The sequence below is a fragment of the Microbulbifer sp. SAOS-129_SWC genome (assembly GCF_039696035.1).
Taxonomy (GTDB): Bacteria; Pseudomonadota; Gammaproteobacteria; order Pseudomonadales; family Cellvibrionaceae; genus Microbulbifer.
The window spans coordinates 1,441,736-1,464,081 of the sequence record NZ_CP155567.1 but is presented as its reverse complement, the minus strand read 5'-3'; the positions used below and the strand labels follow the sequence as shown (position 1 = coordinate 1,464,081).

At 61.2% G+C, this 22,346-nt stretch carries 22 protein-coding genes; 9 read left to right on the top strand and 13 right to left on the bottom strand.

Going from position 1 to position 22,346, the window contains the following annotated elements; all coding sequences use genetic code 11:
- Window positions 1–3: 3 nt before the first annotated feature.
- The 8 genes from ABDK11_RS06205 to ABDK11_RS06170 form a co-directional block, all read right to left on the bottom strand.
- A complete protein-coding gene (locus ABDK11_RS06205; protein ID WP_346839432.1) occupies window positions 4–987 on the bottom strand; it encodes a nitronate monooxygenase family protein in 984 nt (327 codons plus the stop codon).
- A 99-nt stretch (window positions 988–1,086) separates the two neighbouring features.
- Complete coding sequence (locus ABDK11_RS06200) at window positions 1,087–1,860, bottom strand: SDR family NAD(P)-dependent oxidoreductase (RefSeq protein ID WP_346839431.1); 774 nt, start codon at window positions 1,858–1,860, stop codon at window positions 1,087–1,089.
- Window positions 1,861–1,942: 82 nt separating this feature from the next.
- Window positions 1,943–2,734: an enoyl-CoA hydratase-related protein gene (locus ABDK11_RS06195; protein ID WP_346839430.1), complete on the bottom strand. Its 792-nt coding sequence runs from the start codon at window positions 2,732–2,734 to the stop codon at window positions 1,943–1,945.
- A gap of 56 nt (window positions 2,735–2,790) precedes the next feature.
- Window positions 2,791–3,930 (bottom strand): CaiB/BaiF CoA-transferase family protein, encoded by a 1,140-nt coding sequence (locus ABDK11_RS06190; RefSeq protein ID WP_346839429.1) that lies wholly within the window; start codon window positions 3,928–3,930, stop codon window positions 2,791–2,793.
- 87 nt (window positions 3,931–4,017) lie between these two features.
- Complete coding sequence (locus ABDK11_RS06185) at window positions 4,018–4,788, bottom strand: SDR family NAD(P)-dependent oxidoreductase (protein WP_346839428.1); 771 nt, start codon at window positions 4,786–4,788, stop codon at window positions 4,018–4,020.
- Window positions 4,789–4,843: 55 nt separating this feature from the next.
- On the bottom strand, window positions 4,844–6,022 hold the full coding sequence (locus ABDK11_RS06180) for an acyl-CoA dehydrogenase family protein (protein ID WP_346839427.1): 1,179 nt from the start codon (window positions 6,020–6,022) through the stop codon (window positions 4,844–4,846).
- 40 nt (window positions 6,023–6,062) lie between these two features.
- Entirely contained in the window at window positions 6,063–8,234 is a 2,172-nt protein-coding gene (locus ABDK11_RS06175) for a 3-hydroxyacyl-CoA dehydrogenase NAD-binding domain-containing protein (RefSeq protein ID WP_346839426.1), read from the bottom strand.
- Window positions 8,235–8,305: 71 nt separating this feature from the next.
- On the bottom strand, window positions 8,306–9,517 hold the full coding sequence (locus ABDK11_RS06170) for an acetyl-CoA C-acetyltransferase (protein ID WP_346839425.1): 1,212 nt from the start codon (window positions 9,515–9,517) through the stop codon (window positions 8,306–8,308).
- 169 nt (window positions 9,518–9,686) lie between these two features.
- Between ABDK11_RS06170 and ABDK11_RS06165 the strand changes: the two genes are divergently transcribed.
- The 5 genes from ABDK11_RS06165 (at window position 9,687) to ABDK11_RS06145 (ending at window position 15,411) form a co-directional block, all read left to right on the top strand.
- A complete protein-coding gene (locus ABDK11_RS06165; protein ID WP_346839424.1) occupies window positions 9,687–10,694 on the top strand; it encodes an AraC family transcriptional regulator in 1,008 nt (335 codons plus the stop codon).
- A 467-nt stretch (window positions 10,695–11,161) separates the two neighbouring features.
- Complete coding sequence (gene mutS / locus ABDK11_RS06160) at window positions 11,162–13,813, top strand: DNA mismatch repair protein MutS (RefSeq protein WP_346839423.1); 2,652 nt, start codon at window positions 11,162–11,164, stop codon at window positions 13,811–13,813.
- A 130-nt stretch (window positions 13,814–13,943) separates the two neighbouring features.
- Window positions 13,944–14,267 carry a ferredoxin FdxA gene (gene fdxA, locus ABDK11_RS06155; protein WP_346839422.1) on the top strand — a complete coding sequence of 108 codons (324 nt, stop codon included), beginning with the start codon at window positions 13,944–13,946 and terminating at the stop codon, window positions 14,265–14,267.
- A gap of 110 nt (window positions 14,268–14,377) precedes the next feature.
- A complete protein-coding gene (locus ABDK11_RS06150; RefSeq protein WP_346839421.1) occupies window positions 14,378–15,046 on the top strand; it encodes a polysaccharide deacetylase family protein in 669 nt (222 codons plus the stop codon).
- Between the two features lie 197 nt (window positions 15,047–15,243).
- The gene (locus ABDK11_RS06145; RefSeq protein ID WP_346839420.1) at window positions 15,244–15,411 is read left to right on the top strand and encodes a DUF1328 domain-containing protein; all 168 of its coding nucleotides are present in this window, start codon (window positions 15,244–15,246) and stop codon (window positions 15,409–15,411) included.
- 60 nt (window positions 15,412–15,471) lie between these two features.
- On the opposite strand, the gene ABDK11_RS06140 is transcribed toward ABDK11_RS06145, so the two are convergent.
- A complete protein-coding gene (locus ABDK11_RS06140; RefSeq protein WP_346839419.1) occupies window positions 15,472–16,005 on the bottom strand; it encodes a carboxymuconolactone decarboxylase family protein in 534 nt (177 codons plus the stop codon).
- Window positions 16,006–16,103: 98 nt separating this feature from the next.
- Here ABDK11_RS06140 and dinB point away from each other — a divergent pair, with 98 nt between their 5' ends.
- From dinB to ABDK11_RS06120, 4 genes are all read left to right on the top strand, one after another.
- Window positions 16,104–17,198: a DNA polymerase IV gene (gene dinB / locus ABDK11_RS06135; protein ID WP_346839418.1), complete on the top strand. Its 1,095-nt coding sequence runs from the start codon at window positions 16,104–16,106 to the stop codon at window positions 17,196–17,198.
- Window positions 17,199–17,346: 148 nt separating this feature from the next.
- A complete protein-coding gene (locus ABDK11_RS06130; protein WP_346839417.1) occupies window positions 17,347–17,616 on the top strand; it encodes a DUF6116 family protein in 270 nt (89 codons plus the stop codon).
- Window positions 17,617–17,688: 72 nt separating this feature from the next.
- Window positions 17,689–18,222 (top strand): sigma factor-like helix-turn-helix DNA-binding protein, encoded by a 534-nt coding sequence (locus ABDK11_RS06125; protein ID WP_346839416.1) that lies wholly within the window; start codon window positions 17,689–17,691, stop codon window positions 18,220–18,222.
- On the top strand, window positions 18,219–18,671 hold the full coding sequence (locus tag ABDK11_RS06120) for a hypothetical protein (protein ID WP_346839415.1): 453 nt from the start codon (window positions 18,219–18,221) through the stop codon (window positions 18,669–18,671). The genes ABDK11_RS06125 and ABDK11_RS06120 overlap by 4 nt, the downstream gene beginning before the upstream one ends.
- Window positions 18,672–18,677: 6 nt before the next feature.
- Here ABDK11_RS06120 and ABDK11_RS06115 read toward each other — a convergent pair whose 3' ends face one another.
- From ABDK11_RS06115 to ABDK11_RS06100, 4 genes are read right to left on the bottom strand one after another with little or no spacing between them, the layout of a single operon-like run.
- On the bottom strand, window positions 18,678–19,664 hold the full coding sequence (locus ABDK11_RS06115) for an NADPH:quinone oxidoreductase family protein (RefSeq protein ID WP_346839414.1): 987 nt from the start codon (window positions 19,662–19,664) through the stop codon (window positions 18,678–18,680).
- Window positions 19,665–19,701: 37 nt separating this feature from the next.
- Window positions 19,702–20,481: an SDR family NAD(P)-dependent oxidoreductase gene (locus tag ABDK11_RS06110; protein WP_346839413.1), complete on the bottom strand. Its 780-nt coding sequence runs from the start codon at window positions 20,479–20,481 to the stop codon at window positions 19,702–19,704.
- A 1-nt stretch (window position 20,482) separates the two neighbouring features.
- A complete protein-coding gene (locus ABDK11_RS06105) occupies window positions 20,483–21,259 on the bottom strand; it encodes an SDR family oxidoreductase (RefSeq protein WP_346839412.1) in 777 nt (258 codons plus the stop codon).
- Between the two features lie 27 nt (window positions 21,260–21,286).
- Window positions 21,287–22,345, bottom strand: coding sequence for a phosphotransferase (locus tag ABDK11_RS06100; protein WP_346839411.1), 1,059 nt, complete (start codon window positions 22,343–22,345; stop codon window positions 21,287–21,289).
- Window position 22,346: the final 1 nt, after the last annotated feature.

Genomic DNA, 22,346 nt, shown 5'->3' with positions numbered 1-22,346 from the left:
GCCCTACTGGCCGCCGATCATCGCGGTCAGGCGCTGATTCAACACAGCGCTGGCTTCCGCCACCATCCGCTCGATCAGCTCCTTGCAGGTGGGGATATCGTCGATCAGCCCCATCACCATCCCCACGGTCCAGATGCCATCATTGATATCACCGGCCTCGATACAGCGTTCGCGCCCGCGCACACCCGCGACCAGTGGCTGTAATTCGGCAAAATCGGTCTCACCGGGTCGCGCCTCGATGCTCAGCACCTCGGCCGCGATGGGATTGCTGAAAACCCGGCAGGTGTTTCTCAGCGAGCGGAACATCAGCGTGGTCTGGCGCTCATCGGCCTCCACCATGGCCTGCTTCATGTTGTCATGCACGGGCGCCTCGCGGGTTGCCACGAAACGACTACCCATATTGACGCCCTCTGCCCCCAGCGCCAGTGCCGCCGCCATCTGCGCCCCGGTACCGATACCGCCGGAGGCCACTGCGGGAATACGGAGGCGGGCACAGGCTGCCGGTATCAAGACAAAATTGGTCACGTCGTCTTCCCCGGGGTGTCCCGCGCATTCGAAGCCATCGATGCTCACCGCATCACAGCCGACTTTCTCGGCCTTCAGGGCATGCCGCACAGACGTGCACTTGTGTATCACTTTGACACCGGCCGCTTTTAAGGCGGGCATAAACGGCTCCGGACTGCGCCCGGCGGTTTCGACAATCTCGATGCCGCTTTCGATAATGGCCTGTACATATTCCGCATAGGGTGGAGGCTTTATGGAGGGTAAAATCGTCAGATTCACCCCGAATGGCTTGCTGGTAAGCGCCCGACATCGCGCGATTTCTTCCGTGAGCGCGGCAGGACTCGGCTGGGTCAGCGCAGTCAGCATGCCCAGCCCACCGGCGTTGGCAACCGCAGCGGCCAGCTCCGCGCGACCGACCCACATCATGCCACCCTGAATAATCGGGTATTCGATCGCAAACAGTTCCGTAATCCGTGTTTTCATCAATAGCTTCCCTCCATCGCCGGGCTGTGCCCTCTCGACGTTCCATTAGCTCGCTGCAAATATCTCAATACCGACAACCACTGCCAGATCACGCTGCGCTCAAACAGGGGCCAGTAGTGCTCCCCCGTCGACCGGAAGGGTGATGCCGTTGATAAAAGAACCGGCGTCGCTGACCAGTAACAACAGCGGGCCGGCCAGTTCCGGCAATGCACCCAGGCGCTGGGGAACCAGGCGCTTGATATATTCCCGGCCGCGTTCGGTATTGAATTCCCGCGCGTTGATGGCGGAGGAAAAATAGCCGGGGCACAGGGTGTTAACACGCACGCCGTGGCGTGCAAGCTCCAGTGCCATATTTTTTCTGAGCTGGGCCAGTGCAGCCTTGGAAACGTTGTAGTCGGTTTTGTACAAGCCGGTGGCCAGGCTGTAGATAGAACTGGTATTGACGATGCAGCCGTGACCGGCGTCGCGCATACGCCGTGCGGCCTCGTGCGCGACGCGCCAGGCTCCGTTGAGATTGGTCTCGAGCAGTTGCTCCCACTCGGCTTCCGGCAGGTCGACAAACTTTTTCGGGCTGTTGGCAATACCCGCATTGTTGACCACGATATCCAGCTTCCCCACGAATCGGTCAATCCGGGAAAAAGCCGCGCGCACACTGTCGCGATCGGAGACATCCAGCGCCACGGCGTGGGCCGTGCCGCCCGTATCGCGGATTTCCGCCACCAGCGTTTCCAGTTTTTGCACGCGCCGCGCAGCGACAATCACCTCCGCACCAGCCTGTGCCATAACCCGCGCAAAATAGTCACCGAGTCCGCTCGATGCCCCGGTCACCAGCGCAGTTTTACCCGCTAGGGTATACAGCTTTGCCAGATCCACAGACGCAGTTCCGTCCGATGTGCCAACCATTCTCTATCACTCCACCTGGATTGAATACCAGTGTGTGCACTGAAAAAATGACTTACTTACCCTGAAACCTGGCTGCACGTTTTTCGAAAAACGCCCGGGCGCCCTCCTTGAAATCGGCACTGCGGTAGTGAATATTCTGCACCTGAGCTTCGCGGTCCATGGTTTGCGCCAGACTCAGGCTGCTCGCCTCGCGCAGTAACTGCTTGCTGTACTGCAGTGTCAGCGGTGCCCGTGTGGTCAACGATTTGGCCCAGCCGAGAACCTCTTCCTGCAAGTGCGGTTCCTGCGCCATGCGATTGGCAATACCCAGCTGCACACATTCGCCAGCGCTCAGCTTCTGCGACTCGGCAATCAATTCAAAGGCCTTCTTGCTCCCCAGTGATCGACCCAGCAGCCAGTGGCTACCGCCGTCTGGAATCAATCCGATGGCACCGAAAGCGGAATACAGAAAGGCATTCTCGGCCATCACCAGCAGATCGCAGGCCATGGCGATCGCAGCACCGATCCCCGCTGCAGCACCATGCACAGCGCAGATATAAGGCTTGCTGGACTCGATAATGCCCAGCAAGATCGGGTGGTATTCGGTGCGCAGCTGCTGCGTAATATAGCCATCGCTATCGGAATCCGGCATTTGCTCGGTCAAATCCGCCCCGGCACAGAACCCCTTCCCGGCACCTGTCAACATGACCGCGCGCACCGCACTGTCAGCGTTGGCCCGGCCAATGGCGCGGACTAATTCGGCCCGCATTTGCGCGTTTAACGCATTGCGCGACTGGGGTCTGTTCAGCGTGATGACCGCAACCTGTTCGTCGATATGGTAGCTGACCGTTTCAAAATCACTCATGCTTATCTGCCTCTGTTACCGGTAATGTGATCAATGCAAAAACGCGGCACGATGCCCTAAACCACCGCGCCCTGTTCCCGCAGGAGACGGATCTGGTCTGGCGTGAAACCCGCAGCAGACAGTACCTGAACGGTGTCCTCCCCGGGCGTATGCTGGCCATGCCGGATACTGGATGGTGTGCGACTGAACCTTGGTGCCGGTGCTGGTTGCTGGAAACCATCGACCTCACAATAGGTCTTGCGAGCCCTGTGGTGCGGATGCGATGGCGCCTCCTCCACACTCAGCACCGGTGCGAAGCAGGCATCCGTCTGTTCCAGTAATTCACACCACTGATCGCGCGTGCGACTTCTGAATATTTCGGCGAAGGCGATGGCATTATCGGCCCAGCTTTCACGCTCATACTGTTTCTGCCCGCTGAAAGTATCCGGGTCCAGGCCCGCGCGCTGCACCAGTTCGGCATAAAACTGCGGTTCAATCGGGGCCAAGGCAATAAATTTTCCATCACTGGTTTCATAGGTGTCGTAAAAAAAGGCACCGCCATCGAGCAGGTTTACGCCGCGGTCCGCGGCATCCCAGTGTCCGCCGGCGGAGAAACTGTGGCACATCCACATCAGGTTGGCCGTACCGTCCACCATGGCCGCGTCCACCACCTGCCCCTGGCCGGATACCTGACGCTCGAGCAACGCTGCGAGGACACCGGCAACCAGAAACATGGTGCCACCGCCAAAATCACCGACCAGGTTGAGGGGCAGCACCGGCTTTTGGCCCGGGCGGCCGATGGCGTGGAGGGCACCGGTCAGGGCGATATAGTTTGCATCGTGACCGGCGGAAAGGGCCAGCGGACCACTCTGCCCCCAACCGGTCATACGGCCGTACACGAGGCCTGGATTGCGTTGCCGGCACACCTCCGGGCCTATGCCCAGTTTCTCGGCCACGCCCGGCCTGTAGCCTTCCAGTAGCACATCGGCCCTCTGCCCCAGTGCCAGCAGCGCTTCCCGCCCCTGTTCATGCTTGAGGTTGAGCACAATAGATTTCTTGCCGCGAGCGCTCATATCCCGCGCATAGAGGGGATCGCGCTGAGCGCTGCGCTCGACCCGGATAACCTCGGCCCCCATATCCGCCAACAGCATACCCGCCATGGGGCAGGGGCCGAGCCCTGCCATTTCAATCACGGTATAACCACTGAGTACGGCCATACGCATTCACCCGATTTAAAAAAGGCCAGCAGGGCTGGCCAACAGGACGTACCACATGAACAGGATCTGCCCTTGCATGAGCCGACACTACTTCGGTTGCATGCGCACCCCGGCGTCCACGCGAATACACTCGCCATTCAGGTAATCGTTATCGACGATATGAGCAGAGAGCTTGGCAATTTCGCTGGTTTTACCCAGGCGCTGGGGATAGACCGTCGACGCCTCCAGCGATTTGTAATAGGACTCCTCGATGGTATCGAACAGCGGGGTATGGATCAGGCCCGGCACGATGGTGTTCACGCGAATACCGTAGTACGCCAGCTCGCGTGCCATCGGCAATGTCATGCCGACAATTGCGCCCTTGGTCGCACTGTAGGCCACTTGTCCGACCTGCCCCTCGTAGGCTGCGACCGAGGCCGTATTGATGATGACCCCGCGTGCACCATCATTGTTCATCGGCTCGTTGGCAGCCATCTTCTCTGCGGCCAGACGCGAGACATTGAAGGTGCCGACCTGATTCACCATCACCACGGTCATATACAGGTCGATGGGGTGCGGCCCTTTTTTTCCATAGGTTTTACACGCCGGACCAATACCCGCGTAATTATTCACAATATGCAGGGCACCAAACTTTTCCACCACTGCGTCGATGCCGGCCTGGACCGACGCCTCTTCGGTGACATTTACCGCGAAGAAGGCGACACTGGGTCCCAATCGGTCTGCAAGTGCATTGCCGGCATCTTCATTCAGATCGAAGATGGCGACGTTGGCACCATCTGCGGCATAGCGCTCCACCGTGGCGGCACCGAGTCCCGATGCCCCCCCGGTAACGATGGCAGTTTTTCCCTTGATATCCATTGATCGACTCCCTTGAAGACCGATGTCACTTTTCGCTAAATGGTTTACAAGCCCGCTACGCCAGATCCCGATCGATAAATGGCACCGTCTCCTGTCGGTAAAGGTCGCGCCCCACGATCAACTTCATGACCTCCGAGGTTCCGGCGTAGATACGAGTCACGCGGGCATCCGTGTACATACGACAGATGGGGTATTCGTCCATATAACCCGCGCCGCCGTGCAGCTGCACCCCCTCATCGACCACGTGGCACAGCAGCTCACTGGTCACCAGCTTGGCCTTGGCGGCGTCTACCGAGTTCAGCTGTCCGCCGTTGAGCGCTGTGACACACTGGTCGATATAAACCTGTTGCATATCGAGTTCGGCGCGCAATTCGGAAAGCTTGAACTGGGTGTTCTGCAAGTCCCCGAGCTGGCCGCCAAACAACTTGCGCTCGCGGGTAAATTCCAGCGTTATATCAAAGGCCTTCTGCGCGGCAGCCAGGCACTCCACCGCCGCGATCAGGCGTTCTTCCGCCAATCCTTCCATCAAGTAGGCAAACCCCTTGCCGGGATCGCACAGCACATTTTCCCTGGGTACAATCACATTCTGGAAAAACAGCTCGGCGGTATCCTGGGCTTTTTGCCCCATTTTTTTCAGCGGCGCACCGCGGGCGAAACCCTCGGCTCCGCGCTCAACCACAAACAGGCCCAGTTGTCGCGGTTTGTTGAGCGGATCGGTTTTCGCAGCCACGATCACCAGGTCGGCATTGAGACCATTGGAGATATAGGTTTTGGTGCCGTTCAGTAGAAAATGATCGCCCTGATCGATTGCCGTGGTCCTGATGCCAGCAAGGTCACTGCCGGCATCGGGCTCGGTCATGGCGATGGCGAGAATCGTGTCGCCAGCGACGCATCCGGGTAACCAGCGCTGCTGCTGTTCGCGACTGCCGAAACGTTTCAGGTAGGGGCCGACCAGGCGGCTGTGCAGGGTACAGTTCCAGTCTGCGGTGAGCGCGTACTGGTTTTCCTCGATAATGATCTGTTCGAAGCGGAAATCCGTATCGCCAAGCCCGCCATACGCCTCTTCCGGCCACACCATCAGGAAGCCCTGGTCGCCCGCCCTGCGGAAGGCTTCGCGATCGACGATGCCCTGTTCCCGCCACCGCTCCATATGCGGTGCGATTTCCTGCTGCAGGAATTTCCGGTAGGCGCTGCGGAACATATGCTGTTCTTCGGTGAAATCCCGCTTCAGCATGGTCGGCTAGCGCCCCTGCAAAGCCATTTACGCCGGGCCATCACTCGAAGCACCCGCCCGCCGCCAGCGTTTCGCGCACGATGGCGGGCGCGGCAAAGCGCTCGCCGTAACGGGCGGCCAGCTGATCGCAGCGAGAGATAAATGCCTGCAATCCGGTCTCTCCGTCGCACTCGTAGGTATTGACCAGCTGCAGGAAACCACCGGTCCATACCGGCGCGCCGATGCCGAGCAGCGAGCCGACATTGCCATCGGCCACCGAGCGCAGCACGCCCTCCTGCAGGCATTTCAGGCTTTCCACCACCTGGCGGAACAGGATGCGGTCCTGGATATCCCGGTGCGGCAACGCGACTTCCGGCTTGTGATACAGCTCATACAATGGTGGCCAGATTGTCTTGCTGCCGTCGGCGGCGTACTCGTAGTAACCGCCGCCGTGATGTCGACCACCGCGGCCGTATTCCTGGATCAGGGTTTCCGACACCGCCGCATTGCAACTGTTGTCGCCCAGGGTGCAAAACACCCCCATCTGGCGGTGCGTTTGTGCGACCTTGCGGGTGAGCTCCTGGCTCACTTCATCCTGGACCGCCAGCGGACCCACCGGCATACCCACCTGTTTGGCCAGCGCATCGATCAGTACCGGATCGACCCCCTCGACCAGCAGGCGTGCGCCCTCATCCATAAAGGTGCCGAACACGCGCGAGGTAAAGAAGCCGAGGGAATCGTTCACCACGATCGGGGTCTTGCGGATCTGGCGGATGTAATCGAAGGCCCTGGCCAGGGTCTCTTCGCTCGTCTTTGCGCCACAGATGATTTCAATCAGTGGCATGCGCTCCACCGGGGAAAAGAAGTGGATACCAATATAGTTTTCCGCAAAATCACAGGCTTCGGCCAGCCGGGTAATGGGTAGAGTGGAGGTATTGGTGGCAAACACACCGCCGTCCTGCAGAAACTGCTGCGCGTCGCGGGTAACCTGCGCTTTCAGTTCCAGGTCCTCGTACACCGCCTCTATGATCAGGTCGCAGCCCGCCAGCGCCGCGTAATTGTCAGTGGCCGTAATAAGATCGAGGATGGCCTGCTTGTCCCGCTCGGTTTTTCGGCCGCGCTCGATTTCGCGATCCAGCAGCGCGGCGCTATAGGCCTTGCCTTTTGCAGCCGCGGCTGCACTGACATCCGTCATCACCACTGCGATGCCCGCACAGGCCGAGGCGTAGGCGATCCCCTGCCCCATCATGCCGGCACCGAGGATGCCCAGCTTCTTCACGGTTGTGGGAGCGATGTCGCGGGGCCGGCTGGCGCCGCTGTTTACGCTGTTGAGCTGGAAGAAATTGGCGGTAATGATGTTCTTGGCCTGCGGTGTGGTGACCAGATACGCGAGGCCGCGGGATTCAATGCGCAGGGCGGTATCAAAATCCACCGCCATGGTATCGCCGGCCACCGCCAGGATACGCTCAGGCGCAGGCAGCAGGCCGCGGGTTTTGCGAAAGTTCTGCGCCGGCGCCACCGCCAGGGTGGCAACGATGGCCGGACTCCAGATATCCCCGCCAGGAATTTTGTGACCCTTGCGGTCCCAGGGTTGTGTGGCCGCATCGGGGTTGGCCTCAATCCAGGCCTTCGCCGCGGGCACCAGTTCGTCGACAGACTCGACCAGCGCATCAATAAAACCTGCATCCAGCGCTTCGGCGGGACGCAAGCGTGTGCCCTGCATAAGGAAAGGCAGCGCTTTGTCGAGCCCCAGTATATGAATGGAGCGCACAATACCACCGGCGCCCGGCAACAGGCCCAGCGTGACTTCCGGAAACCCGATCACCACACGTTTGTCATTCACCGCGATACGGTGGTTGCAGGCCAGGCAGATTTCCAGGCCGCCGCCGAGAGCAGCCCCATTAATGGCTGCCACCACCGGCACCGGTAGTTTTTCCAGGCGACGCAGGGGCGCCTTGATACAGTCCTCAATCGTGCGGAATTGAGCTTCCTCGCCCCCCTCGGGCACGGCGCAGAGTTCTTTCAGGTCTCCGCCGGCAAAGAAGGTCGGCTTCGCAGACGCGAGTATCACGCCGGCGAGATCCTGCTCGGCTTCCAGCCGGTCGGGAATTTCCGCCATCGCCTCGCGGTATTGTGCATTCATGGCATTGACCGGGCCATCCATATCCATGGTGATGGTGACAATGCCGGCGCTGTCTTTCTCGTAAAGGAATCCGTGGCTGTGTTCACGCATATTTGCTTGCCCTGCTCTAGGCTATCAATCCGCTGCACGACTCGTCTGGCCGCGGGTTTTGTTGGCGGTAGTCACACCCGCTCAATGATGGTGGCAATACCCTGTCCACCGCCAACGCAAAGCGCCACCAGGCCGCGCTTGAGTTTGCGCCGCTCCAGCTCGTCAAGCATGGTGCCCACAAGCATCGCGCCGGTGGCGCCGAGCGGATGCCCCATGGCGATTGCCCCGCCGTTGACGTTGGTCACTTCGTGGGAGATATCCAGGTCTTGCATGAAACGCAGCGCCACCGACGCAAAGGCTTCGTTGATTTCAAACAGGTCGATGTCGGCAGTGGTCATACCGGCCTTGGACAGCACTTTTTTCGCCGCGGGTCCAGGCCCGATCAACATAATGGTGGGATCAGTTGCGAGTACTGCGGTGGCGACGATACGAGCGCGCGGCGCCAGGCCAAGGTTCCGGCCCGCCTTTTCCGAGCCCACCAGCACCGCCGCTGCACCGTCGACGATGCCGGACGAATTGCCGGGTGTATGTACATGATTGATGGCGGCCAGCATCGGGTATTTACGCAGCATCAGGTCATCAAACCCGAGCGCACCGATGGCTTCGAAAGAGGGGCGCAGATTGCCCAGTATATCCATCGTGGTTGCCGGTTTGATGAACTCGTCTTGCGCGAGGATGGTGACTCCGTTCAGGTCCTTTACCGGCACCACGGATCGCTCGAAGTAGCCGTTGCGCCGGGCATTGGTCGCGCGCTGCTGCGATGCCAGCGCGAAAGCATCCACCACCTCGCGGCTCCAGCCTTCGAGGGTGGCGATGGTATCTGCACCAATACCCTGCGGGACCGCGCCGGTTTTGATGTTGACTTCCGGATCATTCAGCCAGGCCCCGCCGGCAGCCCCCATGGGCACGCGCGACATGGATTCCACACCGCCGGCAACGACCAGTTCTTCCCAGCCGGAGGCAATTTTCATCGCCGCCAGATTCACCGCTTCGAGGCCAGAGGCGCAGAAGCGATCCAGCTGCACGCCGGCGACACTCTCGTGCCACTGCGCGTATTGCACGATGGTCTTGGCCACGTCACCGCCCTGTTCCCCCACCGGCGATACGCAACCCATCACCACATCGTCAACCTGGCTGGTATCCAGGTCGTGGCGCTGCTGCAACTCCCGCAGCAGCCCGGCGCCGAGGGCGACGGATTTGACTTCGTGGAGAGAGCCATCTTTTTTACCCTTGCCCCGGGGAGTACGTATGGCATCGTAGATATACGCGGTATTTGGCGCCATTGAAGCTACCCTGCTCGATTGGACTGTCCGTGCACAAACAGCGAGATAATGTGCTTTTTATGCATTTTTACTTGCCTGAAACGTGCAAAACAATGACCATGGCGGACATAAATAGACATTTTGGGCTAACGCATAAGAAATGCGCTTCAACAGGGAGGTTCGGCTTTCCATGCAGGACATTTCCATTCATATCTATTTCGTCAAGGCAGTACTGGAGCACGTGGCAAAATGCGGATATGAACCGGAGACATTGCTCCGGCGCAGCCGTATCTCTCCGCGCCTGCTGCACGAACAACACGCACGGGTCAGTGCCGAGCAATACGCCAAACTCCAGACTGTGACCATGCGCGAGATGGGTGATGAAATGCTGGGTTACTGCCACCAGCCGTTCAGGCTCGGCCAGTGGTCGGCGCTCTGCCACTGGTTGATCCAGTGCAAAACCCTGGGGCAGGCACTTAAGCGCTTCTGCCTGTTTTACAACCTGCTGGACAAAACCCTGTTGCCGCGCCTGCAGGCCAGCGGCGATGTCGCGACGCTTGAAATCCGCCTCGCAAACCCCGCATCAGCGCCGCTCGAGCCCTACGCCTACGAACTCTTCACCTTTAGCCTGCACCGCCAGATGTGTTGGCTCACGCGCACCAACCTGCCGATCCGGCAAGTACAGCTACCCTATAGTGAGCCAGCGCACAGCCACGAGTACCGCCCGCTGTTTGTCGGCGCCCCGGTGCTTTTCGATACCGACTGCTGCCGGCTCGTGTTCGAGCGCACGCTGTTGGAAAAACCGGTGCAGCAGACACCCGACGACCTGGTCGACTTCCTGCGCAGGCCGCTCTATAACACGCTGGTGAACAGCTATCGCAGCAAGAGCTGGAGCCAGCGCGTGAAGGACGTGATCGGCAACGACCTGAGTGATCTGCCAACCTTTGCCGATATTGCGAACGCCTTGGATCTCAACCCGAAAAAACTGCGGCGCTTGCTGAATGAGGAGGGAATTGGCTACAGCAACCTGAAAACCCAATTGCGCCGGGACCTTGCCATCTATCACTTATCCACCCGGAAGAGTTCCATCGAGGAAATCGCGTTCAAGACCGGCTTTTCCGAAGCCAGCGCATTTATCCGCGCATTCAAAGGCTGGACCGGGGTGACTCCCATGACCTATCGCAAGGATCTGTCCTAGGAGTCCCTCACCCGCGTGTGCACAGTGGCCCCATCTACCCCAGCGACAACCGCCGCGCCAGCGCCCGGGGCGGCCGCTGGCCGGGTCACGCTGACCCAGGCAATATTTGCGGTCACAGTACCTGTGAAGCGGCTGTCGCGGCCTCGATACCGCTGCGCCGCCGATCGACTGGCCATTGAATTGCGCTCCGGCATCCACCCGCGATTTCTTCCCCGGCTGCAACCGGCCTGACTGCAAGGTCTGATAGTGGTTTTTTTGGCGGTTTGTTATTCTGCGCGGCTGTCATGAACACCGCGCTTTCGTTGGGCGCTCGCTGCCCTGCGAGACCGTCAAGATGGCTCGACCAACAAGGCTAGACGCGCCACGAATGTAGATTTTTTCCAGCCCAGATGTCGCGCGCCCGACACTGTCAAAAACCTGCATGAAAAAACATAACTTATTGAATTTAATAGATTTTTAAGAAAGAAATGCCAAAAATCGCCGACAGAGCCAAGGCTCAGAAACCCGAACACACTCCGATGATGCAGCAGTACCTGCGCATCAAGGCCCAGCACCCCCAGGAGCTGGTGTTCTACCGCATGGGTGACTTCTACGAGCTGTTCCATGACGACGCCAAGCGCGCCTCGGAGCTTTTGGACGTGACCCTGACCGCGCGCGGCAAGTCCGGCGGCGAGCCGATCCCGATGGCGGGCATCCCCTACCACGCGGCGGAGGGCTACCTGGCGCGGTTGATCAAGCAGGGCGTATCGGTGGCGATCTGCGAGCAGATCGGCGATCCGGCCACCAGCAAGGGACCGGTGGAGCGCAAGGTGGTGCGCATCGTCACCCCGGGCACCGTCACCGACGAGGCGCTGCTGAACGAGCGCCGCGACAACCTGCTGGCGGCAGCGGCACTGGTCGGCGACCAGTACGGCCTGGCGCTGCTGGACCTGGCCACCGGCCGCTTCGTGGTGCAGGAGATGGATTCGGTGGAGGCGCTGGCGGAGCAGGTGCAGCGCCACAGCCCGGCGGAACTATTGGTCGCAGAAGAGCTGGCGCTGCCGGCGGATATCGAGCGCCGCGCCGGCCTGCGCCGCCGCGCGCCGTGGGAGTTCGAGCTGGAAACCGCACTGCGCCTGCTGAACCAGCAGTTCGGCACCCTCAATCTCGAGGCCTTCGGCTGCAGCCATATGCACGCAGCGGTGACCGCCGCCGGCTGCCTGCTGCAGTACGCGCGCGACACCCAGCGCACCGAGCTGCCGCATATCCGCAGCCTGCAGACCGAGAGCAGCGACGATACCGTGGCCCTCGACGGCGCCAGCCGCCGCAACCTGGAGATCGACCTGAACCTGTCCGGCGGCGACGACAATACGCTGCTGTCGGTGTTCGACAGCTGCAAGACAGCCATGGGCAGCCGCCTGCTGCGCCGCTGGCTGAACAATCCGCTGCGCCAGCTCACCACGCTGACCAACCGCCAGGACGCCGTAGCCGCGCTGGTCGACGGCTACCGCTTCGAGCCGCTGCGCGACGCACTCAAGCCCGTGGGCGATATGGAGCGTATTCTCGGTCGCCTGGCCCTGCGCTCCGCGCGCCCGCGCGACCTGGCGCGCCTCGGCCAGTCGCTGAGCCAGTTTCCGGAGATCCAGCGCGAGCTGGCGGACACCGAATCGGTACTGCTGAAAGAGCTGCTGCGGGAAATCGGCGAGTGGCCGGAGACGGTCGAACTGCTCGAGCGCGCGCTGGTAGACAACCCGCCGGTGGTGATCCGCGATGGCGGTGTCATCGCCGAGGGCTATGACGATGAGCTGGACGAGCTGCGCTCGATCAGCGAGAACGCCGGCGACTACCTGGTGCAGCTGGAGGTGCGGGAAAAAGAGCGCACCGGTATCCCCACCCTAAAAGTGGGCTACAACCGCGTACACGGCTACTTTATCGAGATCAGCCGCGGCCAGAGCGACAAGGCGCCGGCGGACTATATCCGCCGCCAGACCCTGAAAAACGCCGAGCGCTTTATCACCCCGGAACTGAAAGAGTTCGAGGACAAGGCGCTGTCTGCCAAGAGCCGCGCGCTAACGCGTGAGAAAGCCCTGTACGAAGCCCTGATCACCAAACTGAACGAATTCCTCGCCCAGCTGCAAACTGCCGCCGCCGCGGTGTCACAGCTGGATGTGCTCGCCTGCCTGGCCGAGCGCGCCGACAACCTGCGCCTGTGCCGCCCGCAACTCGGCACCGAGCCCGGCCTGCATATCACTGCCGGCCGCCACCCGGTGGTGGAGCAGGTACTCGACGATCCGTTCGTCGCCAACGATATCGAACTGCGCGACGACCGCCGCATGCTGGTGATCACTGGCCCGAATATGGGCGGTAAATCCACCTACATGCGCCAGACCGCGCTGATCGCCCTGCTCGCCCACTGCGGCAGCTATGTGCCCGCGGACGAGGCCAGAATCGGCCTGCTGGACCGTATCTTCACCCGCATCGGCAGCGCCGACGACCTGGCCGGCGGCCGCTCCACCTTTATGGTGGAGATGACCGAGACGGCCAATATCCTGCGCAATGCCAGCGCCCACAGCCTGGTACTGATGGACGAGATCGGCCGCGGTACCAGCACCTACGACGGCCTGTCGCTGGCCTGGGCCTGCGCCCACTTCCTGGCCGATCAGGTGCGCGCCTTCACGCTGTTCGCCACCCACTACTTCGAGCTGACCGATCTGCCGAACCAGTGCCCGGAGGCGGCCAACATCCACCTGAACGCCACCGAGCACGGCGACAGCATCGTGTTCCTGCACCGTATCCAGGAAGGGCCGGCGTCCAAGAGCTACGGCCTGCAGGTGGCCAAGCTGGCCGGGATTCCCAACGACGTGCTCGTCGAGGCGCGCACACGGCTGGCGGCGCTGGAATCCGGCGCGCCCGCTACCGCTGAGCCCGCGCCCCGCGCCGTGGAACCGCAACCCACGGCAGAACCACAAGTTACCGCGGCCCCTCAGACCGCTCAGGCCCCGGCCTCCCCGCAACAGCAGGTAGACCTGTTCGGCGCCCCCAGTCACCCGGCCGTGAACGCGCTGGAGGAGCTGGATCCGGACGAAATGACCCCGCGGCAGGCCCTGGAGCAGCTGTACGCACTGCGGGCGCTACTGTGACCGGGGCGCCCGAACCGCAGGTCGCCAGTTATAACAACCCAACCAATTCGACTGAAAAGCCACTACAATTCGCGCCAGTTATTGCTAAAATCCGCTGCTTCACCGAATTGGGTATTCTCGAGGGACAAGCATGACATTCGTAATTGGGGAAAACTGCATCAAGTGCAAATACACCGACTGTGTGGAAGTCTGCCCAGTGGACTGCTTCTATGAGGGCCCCAACTTCCTGGTGATCCACCCGGACGAATGCATCGACTGCGCCCTGTGCGAGCCGGAGTGCCCGGCCAACGCCATCTTCTCCGAAGACGAGGTACCCGAGGATCAGCAGCAGTTTATCGAGCTGAACGCGGAGCTGGCCGAGGTGTGGCCGAATATCACCGAACAGAAAGACCCACTGCCCGACGCCGCCGAATGGGACGGTAAGAAGGGTAAGCTCGACCAGCTGGAACGCTGAGTCGGCACGAAACGAAAAGCCGTCATCGACGGCTTTTTTTATCACCGGATAAAAATCCCACGGAAAGGCCTGGCACTCCGCCCGTATTACGAAGTAAGGCAAACATTTCCATGAAGACCCTCCGCGTTCTGCTGCGCCGCACGCTGGCGATTGCACTACTGAGCATCCCCGCCGAAACACTGGCCAACGACGACAAGAAAATCGCCCTGACCTTCGACGATGGCCCCACACCGGGCGCCACCGAGGCACTGCTCGACGAGCTGGACCGCCTGCAGATAAAGGCCACTTTTTTCCCGGCCGGCAATGCGGTCAAACAATTCCCGGCACAGGCCAACGCCATTATCAAAGCCGGCCACGCGATTGATGGCCAGAGCCGCCGCGCAACACCCCCGCGCATGGAACTCGCGGGACCGGCAGCCAGGCGCGAGGTTGCCGGCGCCGCGAAAATCCTGCGCGAGATGGGCTATCGCGATTCGCTCGCATTCCGGGCGCCGCTGAGCCTGTTACCACGGCCCCAGGGGCAGAGTGCCGACAGCCGTGACGCCGGTGCCGGCAACTGGAACCTGCTGCCAGAATCCGATACCGAAATGACGGATGCCGAGGAAGTGGCGGACTATGTAGCCGACAATGCGTTTCCCGGCGCCGTGTTGCTGCTGCACCCGATGTACGGCCAGCGCCGCCAGGTCCTGAACGCCCTGCCACTGATCAGTGAAAAACTGCGCGCGCGCGGCTACGAGTTCACCACCCTATCCGACCTGTTGCCGCGCCACGCCAGCTGAAGGGTTTCTGTGCAGACGCCACTCGAGACACTACTCCGCTATCTCCCGCGCAGCCGGCGGTAAGTGGAGTGGTCGTTAACGTGGAATAACGTTACAAATTGGAACCACGGATTGGCCCATTTTGCCTTCGGGCGATGGGCGGTCCGCAGCATCCGCGCTAAGCGGAACCCGACCCCTGTCACAACAGGAGAATGACCATGTTGCGCTGGGCTATTATCTGTCTCGTTATTGCGCTGATCGCGGCCTTCTTCGGCTTCGGCGGCGTAGCATCCACGGCAGCGAGCATTGCCAAGGTGCTCTTCTTCGTCTTCCTGGCACTCTTCGTGCTGGCCCTGATCTTCGGCCGCCGCGGCCCGCCGAGCTGACCACATCCAGAATTCACTGCCGGCGGCCCTGTGCCGCCGTCTTTTTCTCTGCCCCGCACTCTACCTGTCGCGCTGGGGTTCCAGCCCCAACAGGTCGGCGAAGTGGTTGAAGCCCGATATCAACTCCATGACCCCCAGGGCCTCGATGATTTCGTCATCCCGGGCGCCCAGCTTGCGCGCGGCAATGACCAGCCGCTCGCCGTGGTCGCTGGGGGCAGAGTTGGCGTGGCGGGCGAGATCGAACAGAGCGTGTTCCTTGGCCGAATAGTGCACATGCTCAGGATCCGTACGGATTCGCAAAACCTCTTTCGGATCGACTCCGAGGCCCTGCAGTGTGGCGCTGTGGTGGTAGATACCGTAATCGCAGTGGTTGTCGGCGGAAATCGCCAGTGCCATGCCCTCTTTCAGCTGGGCCGACAGGCAGCCGCTCAACATCACCGCCCGGTACATTTGCCAGTTGGCTTCGAGCAGGGCCGGGTGTTGCGCGTGGGCGCGAAACAGGCTCGGCACGGCCCCCAGCTCCTCCTCGATCTCGGTAAAAATCACCGTTACCCGATCCTCCGCCGGGCTCTCCACCAATGGAATCAGGCTCATAGTGCACCTATCTCTCTATCGGGCTTTCGTGTCTGCCGCCGGTTTTGCGCGCCAGCAGCGACTGTTCGCACACCGCAATTACTGTATATAATCCCAGCATGCGAAAGATCATCCACTGCGATTGCGACTGTTTCTACGCATCGGTCGAAATGCGCGACGACCCCAACCTGCGCGGTCGCCCATTGGCCGTGGGCGGCGCCAGCGACCGGCGCGGGGTCATCTCCACCTGCAACTACGAGGCGCGCCGCTACGGTGTGCGCTCGGCCATGCCCAGCGCCCAGGCAAAAAAACTCTGCCCTGACTTGATTGTAGTACCGGGTAACATGAAAAAATATCGGGAGATCGGCGCGCAGATCCGGGATATCTTCCTGGAATTCACCGATTTCATAGAACCCCTGTCTCTCGATGAAGCGTACCTGGATGTCACCGACAGCGGCCACTGCCGCGGCAGCGCCACCCTGATCGCCACCGAAATCCGCCGTCGCGTGCATGAGGAACTCGGCATCACCATCTCCGCCGGTGTCGCTCCCAACAAGTTTCTCGCCAAGATCGCCAGCGACTGGCACAAGCCCGATGGCCTCACGGTCATCACTCCCGACCAGGTAAACGCATTTGTGCTCAGGCTGCCGGTGGCGAAGATTCACGGCGTTGGCCGCGTGACAGCGGAGAAGCTGCTACGCCAGGGTATCCGCACCTGCGCCGACCTGCGTCACTTCTCACAGATCGAGCTGACACGGGACTACGGCAAATTCGGCAACCGCCTGTACCAGCTGTGCCGCGGCATCGACGATCGCCCGGTCAGCGGCGACGGCGCGCGCAAGAGCGCGAGCGTGGAACACACATTCAGCGAGGATCTCACCACATACAGCGACTGGCAGGAACAACTCACCGAGCTCTATGTGCGCCTGCTGGAGCGCCTGGAAAACCTCGACGACCGCTATGAGGTCAGCGGCGCGGGCGTAAAAGTGAAATACGGCGACTTCTCCACCATGACGCAGGAACGCACCAGCCAGGCCGCCCGCATTTCCGAATTCAAACACCTGCTGCAACAGTGTTGGAACAAGCGTCCGGAACCGATCCGCCTGCTCGGAGTCGGCGTAAAACTCAAGGATTTGCGCGCCGAACTGGGTCCGGAACAACTGCCGCTGCCGCTGCCCCTGCCCGACCCGGGAATCCACAGCCTGTCTGCTTAACGGCGTGGCGCCCGGGCCTATTGGCACCCGAATTCACTACCATATAGCACGTACCAGTCAGTAAATCTGGCGTCGCCGCTCACTCACCACAAGGAGGACCGCGGGGCCGGGAACTATACTCCCCAGACTACCGGCGAAGAGCGGGCTGATGAAGAAAGCACTCCCCAGCGCACTCGTTGGCTGGTTCCTGAATTACGCCACCAAGCTGGAACACCCGCTGCTCTTCAAGTGGATCAGCGTCATCTTCCTGGTAAACCTGTTTATTCCGGACCCGGTACCCTTCGTGGACGAATTGCTGCTGGGGCTGTTTACCCTCTATCTGGGGCGCCGGAAAAAAGCCCCGCCGCCCAGGGAGTGGGCAGCGGCAGATCGCGGCGGGGACACAGAAACCAATTCGCGGGAAAAGCGAAAGCTCTGAATGCGGGGGCGGGAGCGCCCCCCATCTTCGAACCCATTGGAGCAGGTGTACTGAGCGCACGGAGGCGCAAGCATGTTGTCCCGGAAAGAAATTCAGCACCTGAGTGACGAGGCGTTACTCGACTATTACCACTCGACGCGCAACCTGAAAGCATTCCGCCAGCTCTATGCGCGCCACAAAGACAGCCTCTACCGATACTGCAGCCAGATGTGCGCGGCCAGCGCGGCCGGCGTACTCGAGGAACTCTGGCGCAGCCTGCTCGAGCGTCCGCCGCAACTTTGCGGTCGCCTGCTTCGCAGCTGGCTGTTCATTCGCCTGAATAAATTACTGCGTAATTGCACTGACACCGACAACAGGGAACCCGCACCAGCACTGGTCGACGACACGTTGCTGTGCGGTATCCAGCAGCTGCCGCGCATCCAGCGCAATGTGCTGTTGCTGCACCTAGAGTGCGAATTGCCGCTGGCCACGGTGGCCGACATCGAAAGTATTTCCCTCGCTGCCTGCCGCGACCACTATCATCGCGGTCGCGAGCACCTGGACGAAATCCTGCACGGCCCCAAACGGCAACCCTGGCGAATTGAGGAAGTGGAGGTAACAGTATGAGTATTTGGGAAAACCGATACCGGGATGCGGTTGCGGATATAGCCTCCCCCGGAGCACTCGATGAAAAGATCCTGCAACAGGCCCGTCAGTTCAAGCCGCGCAAACAGGACAAGCGCTGGCTGTCGCGCACTGCCAGCAGCTTTACCGCCGTGGCCATTGTCGTGCTGCTGGTGCACCCGGCCCAATACCTCGGCGCGCTGACCCCGAAACTGAGCGGTGCCGCCGACGCCTCCAGTGGCCCGCTTGCCAACTGGAACCCGGCCACGGCAAAGGCCTCCACGCCGGCGTCGGACCCGTGGTTTGAACTGCGCAGCGCAGTGCACGCGGGCAACTACCTGCAGCTGTGCCAGCAGTGGCGAAAGCAGCAGCGTGGCGACCGCAGCGAGCGCCTGCCCCGCGATCTGGAAACCATGGCGCGGGAGCACTGCCGAATACTCCCCAGCCACTGATTAGTGCTATCCGCGCTGGCTTAAAGTAAGAATCACCTTACCGCGCGCGCGGCGCTCGGTAATCGACGCAAACGCCTGCACATATTCCTCGAAGTGATAAACCTCTGTGGTCAACGGCTTCAGCCTGCCCTCTTCGACCATCTGCAGCAGCTCGGAAAAATTCTGCAGGTTGGCCTTCGGTTCCCGCTGCGCCCAGCTGCCCCAAAATATCCCCATAATGTCCCCCGCCTTCAGCAACGGCAGGTTCATCGGTAACCGGGGAATATCGCCGGAAGCAAAACCGATCACCAGGTAGCGCCCGCTCCAGGCGATGGAGCGATAAGCGGCCTCGGTAAAGTCACCGCCCACCGGATCGAAAATCACATCGGCACCGCGCCCGTCCGTCAGCGCCTTGATACGCTCCTTGAGATCCTCACTGCAGTAATTTACCAGCTCATCGGCCCCGACATCGCGGCAGAACGCCAGCTTCTCCGGGGTGGATGCACAGGCGATCACCCGCGCACCGAGCGCCTTGCCCAGCTGTATCGCGGTTACACCGACGCCGCCGGCCGCCCCCAGTACCACGAGGGTTTCCCCCGGCTGCAGGCCTGCACGCTGTTTCAGCGCATAGTAGGAGGTGGCATAGGTGATACAGAAACCGGCGGCCTGTTCGAAGGTGAGGTTATCCGGCATCGGTACCAGCAGGTTTTCATCCACCTGTACCTGCTCGGCAAACGCCGCCATGCCCGGCATGGCAATCACCCGGTCCCCCACCTTGAAGTTTTTCACCGCGTCGCCGACCGCGCTGACCACACCGGCACACTCGCCACCGGGCACAAACGGCAGCGGCGGCTTGACCTGGTATTTGCCGGCGATAATCAGCGCATCCGGGAAATTGATTCCCGCGGCGCGCACGTCGATGCGCACCTCGCTGGCTTTCAGCGGGCGCAACTGGTGTTCACCAATCTGCAACTGCTCCGCGGTTCCGTATTCGACACAGATCAATGCGCGCATTACTCGCTCCCTATTTTCAACACTGCGGCGCCGCCGCTCAGAAGGCCGATAGCCCACCGTCCACTGCCAGCGCCTGGCCAGTGACATAAGTCAGGCGCGGCGACAACAGCATCAGCATCGCGGTCACCACTTCCTCCGGCTGCGCGAGGCGCTTCATCGGGCAGCCCGAAGCCAGGAAGGTCTGGAACTCGTCCGCACTGGCACCGTGCGTATCCATCTCCGTCACCATCGGTGTCAGGGTAAAGAAAGGGCAGATGGCATTGACACGCACGCCGTGTTTGGCATTTTCCACCGCGGCGGTCTTGGTCACCCCGATCACCGCGTGCTTGGCCGCGGAGTAAGACACCCCCTTGGGCGTAGCGCCGAGCCCGGCCATCGACGAGACATTCAGAATCGTGCCGGTGCCGCGCTGTTTCATCAGCGGCAGCTGATACTTGAGCCCGAAAAACACGCCTTTCAGGTTGACGTTGTACTGGCGGTCGAGCTCCGCTTCGCTGGTCTGTTCCAGCGGCATCAGCGGCGGCGCCACCCCGGCATTGTTGACGGCAATATCCAGGCTGCCGAATTCCTTTTCTGCCAGCGCCACCAGTGTTGCGCAGTCGCGCTCCACCGACACATCGCAGCGCTGTGCGCGCACCTCGTAGCCGGCCTCTACCAGTTCGCCCGCCACTTTATCCAGCGCCGCGGTATTGATGTCGCCGAGTATCAGGCGCGCACCACGCGCGCCCAGCTCCCGCGCCAGCAGGCAACCGAAACCGCTGGCCGCACCGGTAATCAGTGCCACCTGGCCATCAAAATCGAGTATCGGATCACGCATATCAGATTCCCCCGCAGGAAGTCATACCGCCGTCCACCACCACACATTCGCCGGTGGTGTAGCTGGAGGCATTGGAAACCAGGTAGAGCACCGTGCCGGCCATTTCCTCCGGCTCCGCATGGCGGTGCAGCGGAATATGATCGATCGCGGTATTGTAGATTTCCTCGTGGGAAAACAGTGCCCCGGCAAACTTGGTCTTGGTGAGCCCCGGCAACAGCGCATTGACGCGGATATTGAACGGCGCACACTCCTTGGCGAAGGCTTTGGTCATATTGACCACCGCCGCCTTGGTAATCGAGTAAATACCCTGGCCGACGCCCGGCTGCAGCGCATTGATCGAGGCGGTATTGACGATACAGCCGCCGCCCTGCTCGCGCATCAATTTGCCCGCTTCCACCGACATGAAGAAGTAGCCGCGGATATTCACATCCACGGTCTTCTGGAAAGCGCCCAGATCCGTGTCCAGGATATGCCCGAAGTAGGGGTTGGTGGCAGCGTTGTTGACCAGGATATCGAGGCGCCCATATCTCTCGCGGATATCGGCAAACGCTCGTTCAATCTCCTGCATATCGCCAATATGGCACGGCAGCGCCTCGGCCTTGCCCCCGGCCGCGACAATGGCGTCTGCCACCCCCTGGCAGCCTTCGATTTTACGGCTGGACACCAGCACATGGGCGCCCTGCTCCGCCAGCAGTCTGGCGATGGCCTCACCGATACCGCGGCTGGCGCCGGTCACCAGGGCAATTTTTCCGGTCAGGTCAAACAGATTGGTCGCCATAATTTTCTCCCACTTATATTCGCGTTTTTAAGATTCTTTTTCGATCACATCCAGCGCCATCAACGCCAGTGGCTCCACAAAAGCGCCGAGTTTCGCCGCACTCTTGCTGGAGGCGTTGCCGTCGTGTGCGCGCTTGGCGACACCCTGCACAATCGCCGCCAGGCGGAAGAAGCTGAACGCCAGGTAAAACGCCCAGTTATCGATTTTTTCGATGCCCATGCGCTCGCAGTAGCGCGCCACATACGCCTGTTCGGATGGAATACCCAGTGCACTGCGATCCACCCCCATCAGGCCGGAGATATTGCCGGCATTGGCCGGCATGCGCAGCTGCATGCACTGGTAGGCAAGATCGGCAAACGGATGACCGAGGGTGGAGAGTTCCCAATCCAGCACCGCGATGGCGCGGCTCTCGGTCGGGTGGAACACAATATTGTCGAGCCGGTAATCGCCATGCACCAGGGTTGCACGACCGTCATCCGCCGGCAGTGCGCCGCCGAGCCAGTTGATCAGCCGGTCCATCGCGTCGATGGTGTGCAGTTCCGAGGCGCGGTACTGGCCGCTCCAGCGCTCCAGCTGGCGTGCGAAATAATTGCCCGGCTTGCCGAAATCCGCGAGCCCCACCGCCGTCACGTCGACGCTGTGCAGCGCCGCCAGTACCCGGTTCATCTCTTCGTAGAAAGCGCTGCGCTGCGTGTTGTCCAGCTCCGGCAACGCCGCATCCCAGAAAATGCGTCCCTCGCAGTACTCCATCAGGTAGAACATGGAGCCGATCAGCGCGCGGTCTTCACACAGGTGCAGAACACGGGGCACCGGCACATCGCTATCGGCCAGCGCGCGCATCACGCGAAACTCGCGATCCACTGCGTGCGCGGACTTCAGCAGTTTGCCCGGCGGCTGCCGGCGCAAGACGTAAATGCCGGAAGCGGCGGTGATCTTGAAGGTGGGATTGGACTGGCCGCCGGCAAATTTTTCCACCGCGATAGGGCCGCGAAATCCCTCGATGTTTGCCGTCAGGTATGCCGTCAGCTGTTCAATCGGCAGCTGCTCCACGGCACTGTTATTCGCTGTTGCACTCGCCTGTGTCATT

Bases quoted from the DNA above. Each gene is read 5' to 3' on its own strand.
- ABDK11_RS06110 (WP_346839413.1), bottom strand. From the start codon at position 20,481: ATGCGTGATCCGATACTCGATTTTGATGGCCAGGTGGCACTGATTACC.
- ABDK11_RS06140 (WP_346839419.1), bottom strand. From the start codon at position 16,005: ATGAGCCTGATTCCATTGGTGGAGAGCCCGGCGGAGGATCGGGTAACG.
- ABDK11_RS06125 (WP_346839416.1), top strand. From the start codon at position 17,689: ATGTTGTCCCGGAAAGAAATTCAGCACCTGAGTGACGAGGCGTTACTC.
- dinB (WP_346839418.1), top strand. From the start codon at position 16,104: ATGCGAAAGATCATCCACTGCGATTGCGACTGTTTCTACGCATCGGTC.
- fdxA (WP_346839422.1), top strand. From the start codon at position 13,944: ATGACATTCGTAATTGGGGAAAACTGCATCAAGTGCAAATACACCGAC.
- ABDK11_RS06130 (WP_346839417.1), top strand. From the start codon at position 17,347: ATGAAGAAAGCACTCCCCAGCGCACTCGTTGGCTGGTTCCTGAATTAC.
- ABDK11_RS06115 (WP_346839414.1), bottom strand. From the start codon at position 19,664: ATGCGCGCATTGATCTGTGTCGAATACGGAACCGCGGAGCAGTTGCAG.
- ABDK11_RS06195 (WP_346839430.1), bottom strand. From the start codon at position 2,734: ATGAGTGATTTTGAAACGGTCAGCTACCATATCGACGAACAGGTTGCG.
- ABDK11_RS06100 (WP_346839411.1), bottom strand. From the start codon at position 22,345: ATGACACAGGCGAGTGCAACAGCGAATAACAGTGCCGTGGAGCAGCTG.
- ABDK11_RS06150 (WP_346839421.1), top strand. From the start codon at position 14,378: ATGAAGACCCTCCGCGTTCTGCTGCGCCGCACGCTGGCGATTGCACTA.
- ABDK11_RS06180 (WP_346839427.1), bottom strand. From the start codon at position 6,022: ATGCTGAAGCGGGATTTCACCGAAGAACAGCATATGTTCCGCAGCGCC.
- ABDK11_RS06205 (WP_346839432.1), bottom strand. From the start codon at position 987: ATGAAAACACGGATTACGGAACTGTTTGCGATCGAATACCCGATTATT.
- ABDK11_RS06170 (WP_346839425.1), bottom strand. From the start codon at position 9,517: ATGGCGCCAAATACCGCGTATATCTACGATGCCATACGTACTCCCCGG.
- ABDK11_RS06165 (WP_346839424.1), top strand. From the start codon at position 9,687: ATGCAGGACATTTCCATTCATATCTATTTCGTCAAGGCAGTACTGGAG.
- ABDK11_RS06190 (WP_346839429.1), bottom strand. From the start codon at position 3,930: ATGGCCGTACTCAGTGGTTATACCGTGATTGAAATGGCAGGGCTCGGC.
- ABDK11_RS06175 (WP_346839426.1), bottom strand. From the start codon at position 8,234: ATGCGTGAACACAGCCACGGATTCCTTTACGAGAAAGACAGCGCCGGC.
- mutS (WP_346839423.1), top strand. From the start codon at position 11,162: ATGCCAAAAATCGCCGACAGAGCCAAGGCTCAGAAACCCGAACACACT.
- ABDK11_RS06185 (WP_346839428.1), bottom strand. From the start codon at position 4,788: ATGGATATCAAGGGAAAAACTGCCATCGTTACCGGGGGGGCATCGGGA.
- ABDK11_RS06120 (WP_346839415.1), top strand. From the start codon at position 18,219: ATGAGTATTTGGGAAAACCGATACCGGGATGCGGTTGCGGATATAGCC.
- ABDK11_RS06145 (WP_346839420.1), top strand. From the start codon at position 15,244: ATGTTGCGCTGGGCTATTATCTGTCTCGTTATTGCGCTGATCGCGGCC.
- ABDK11_RS06105 (WP_346839412.1), bottom strand. From the start codon at position 21,259: ATGGCGACCAATCTGTTTGACCTGACCGGAAAAATTGCCCTGGTGACC.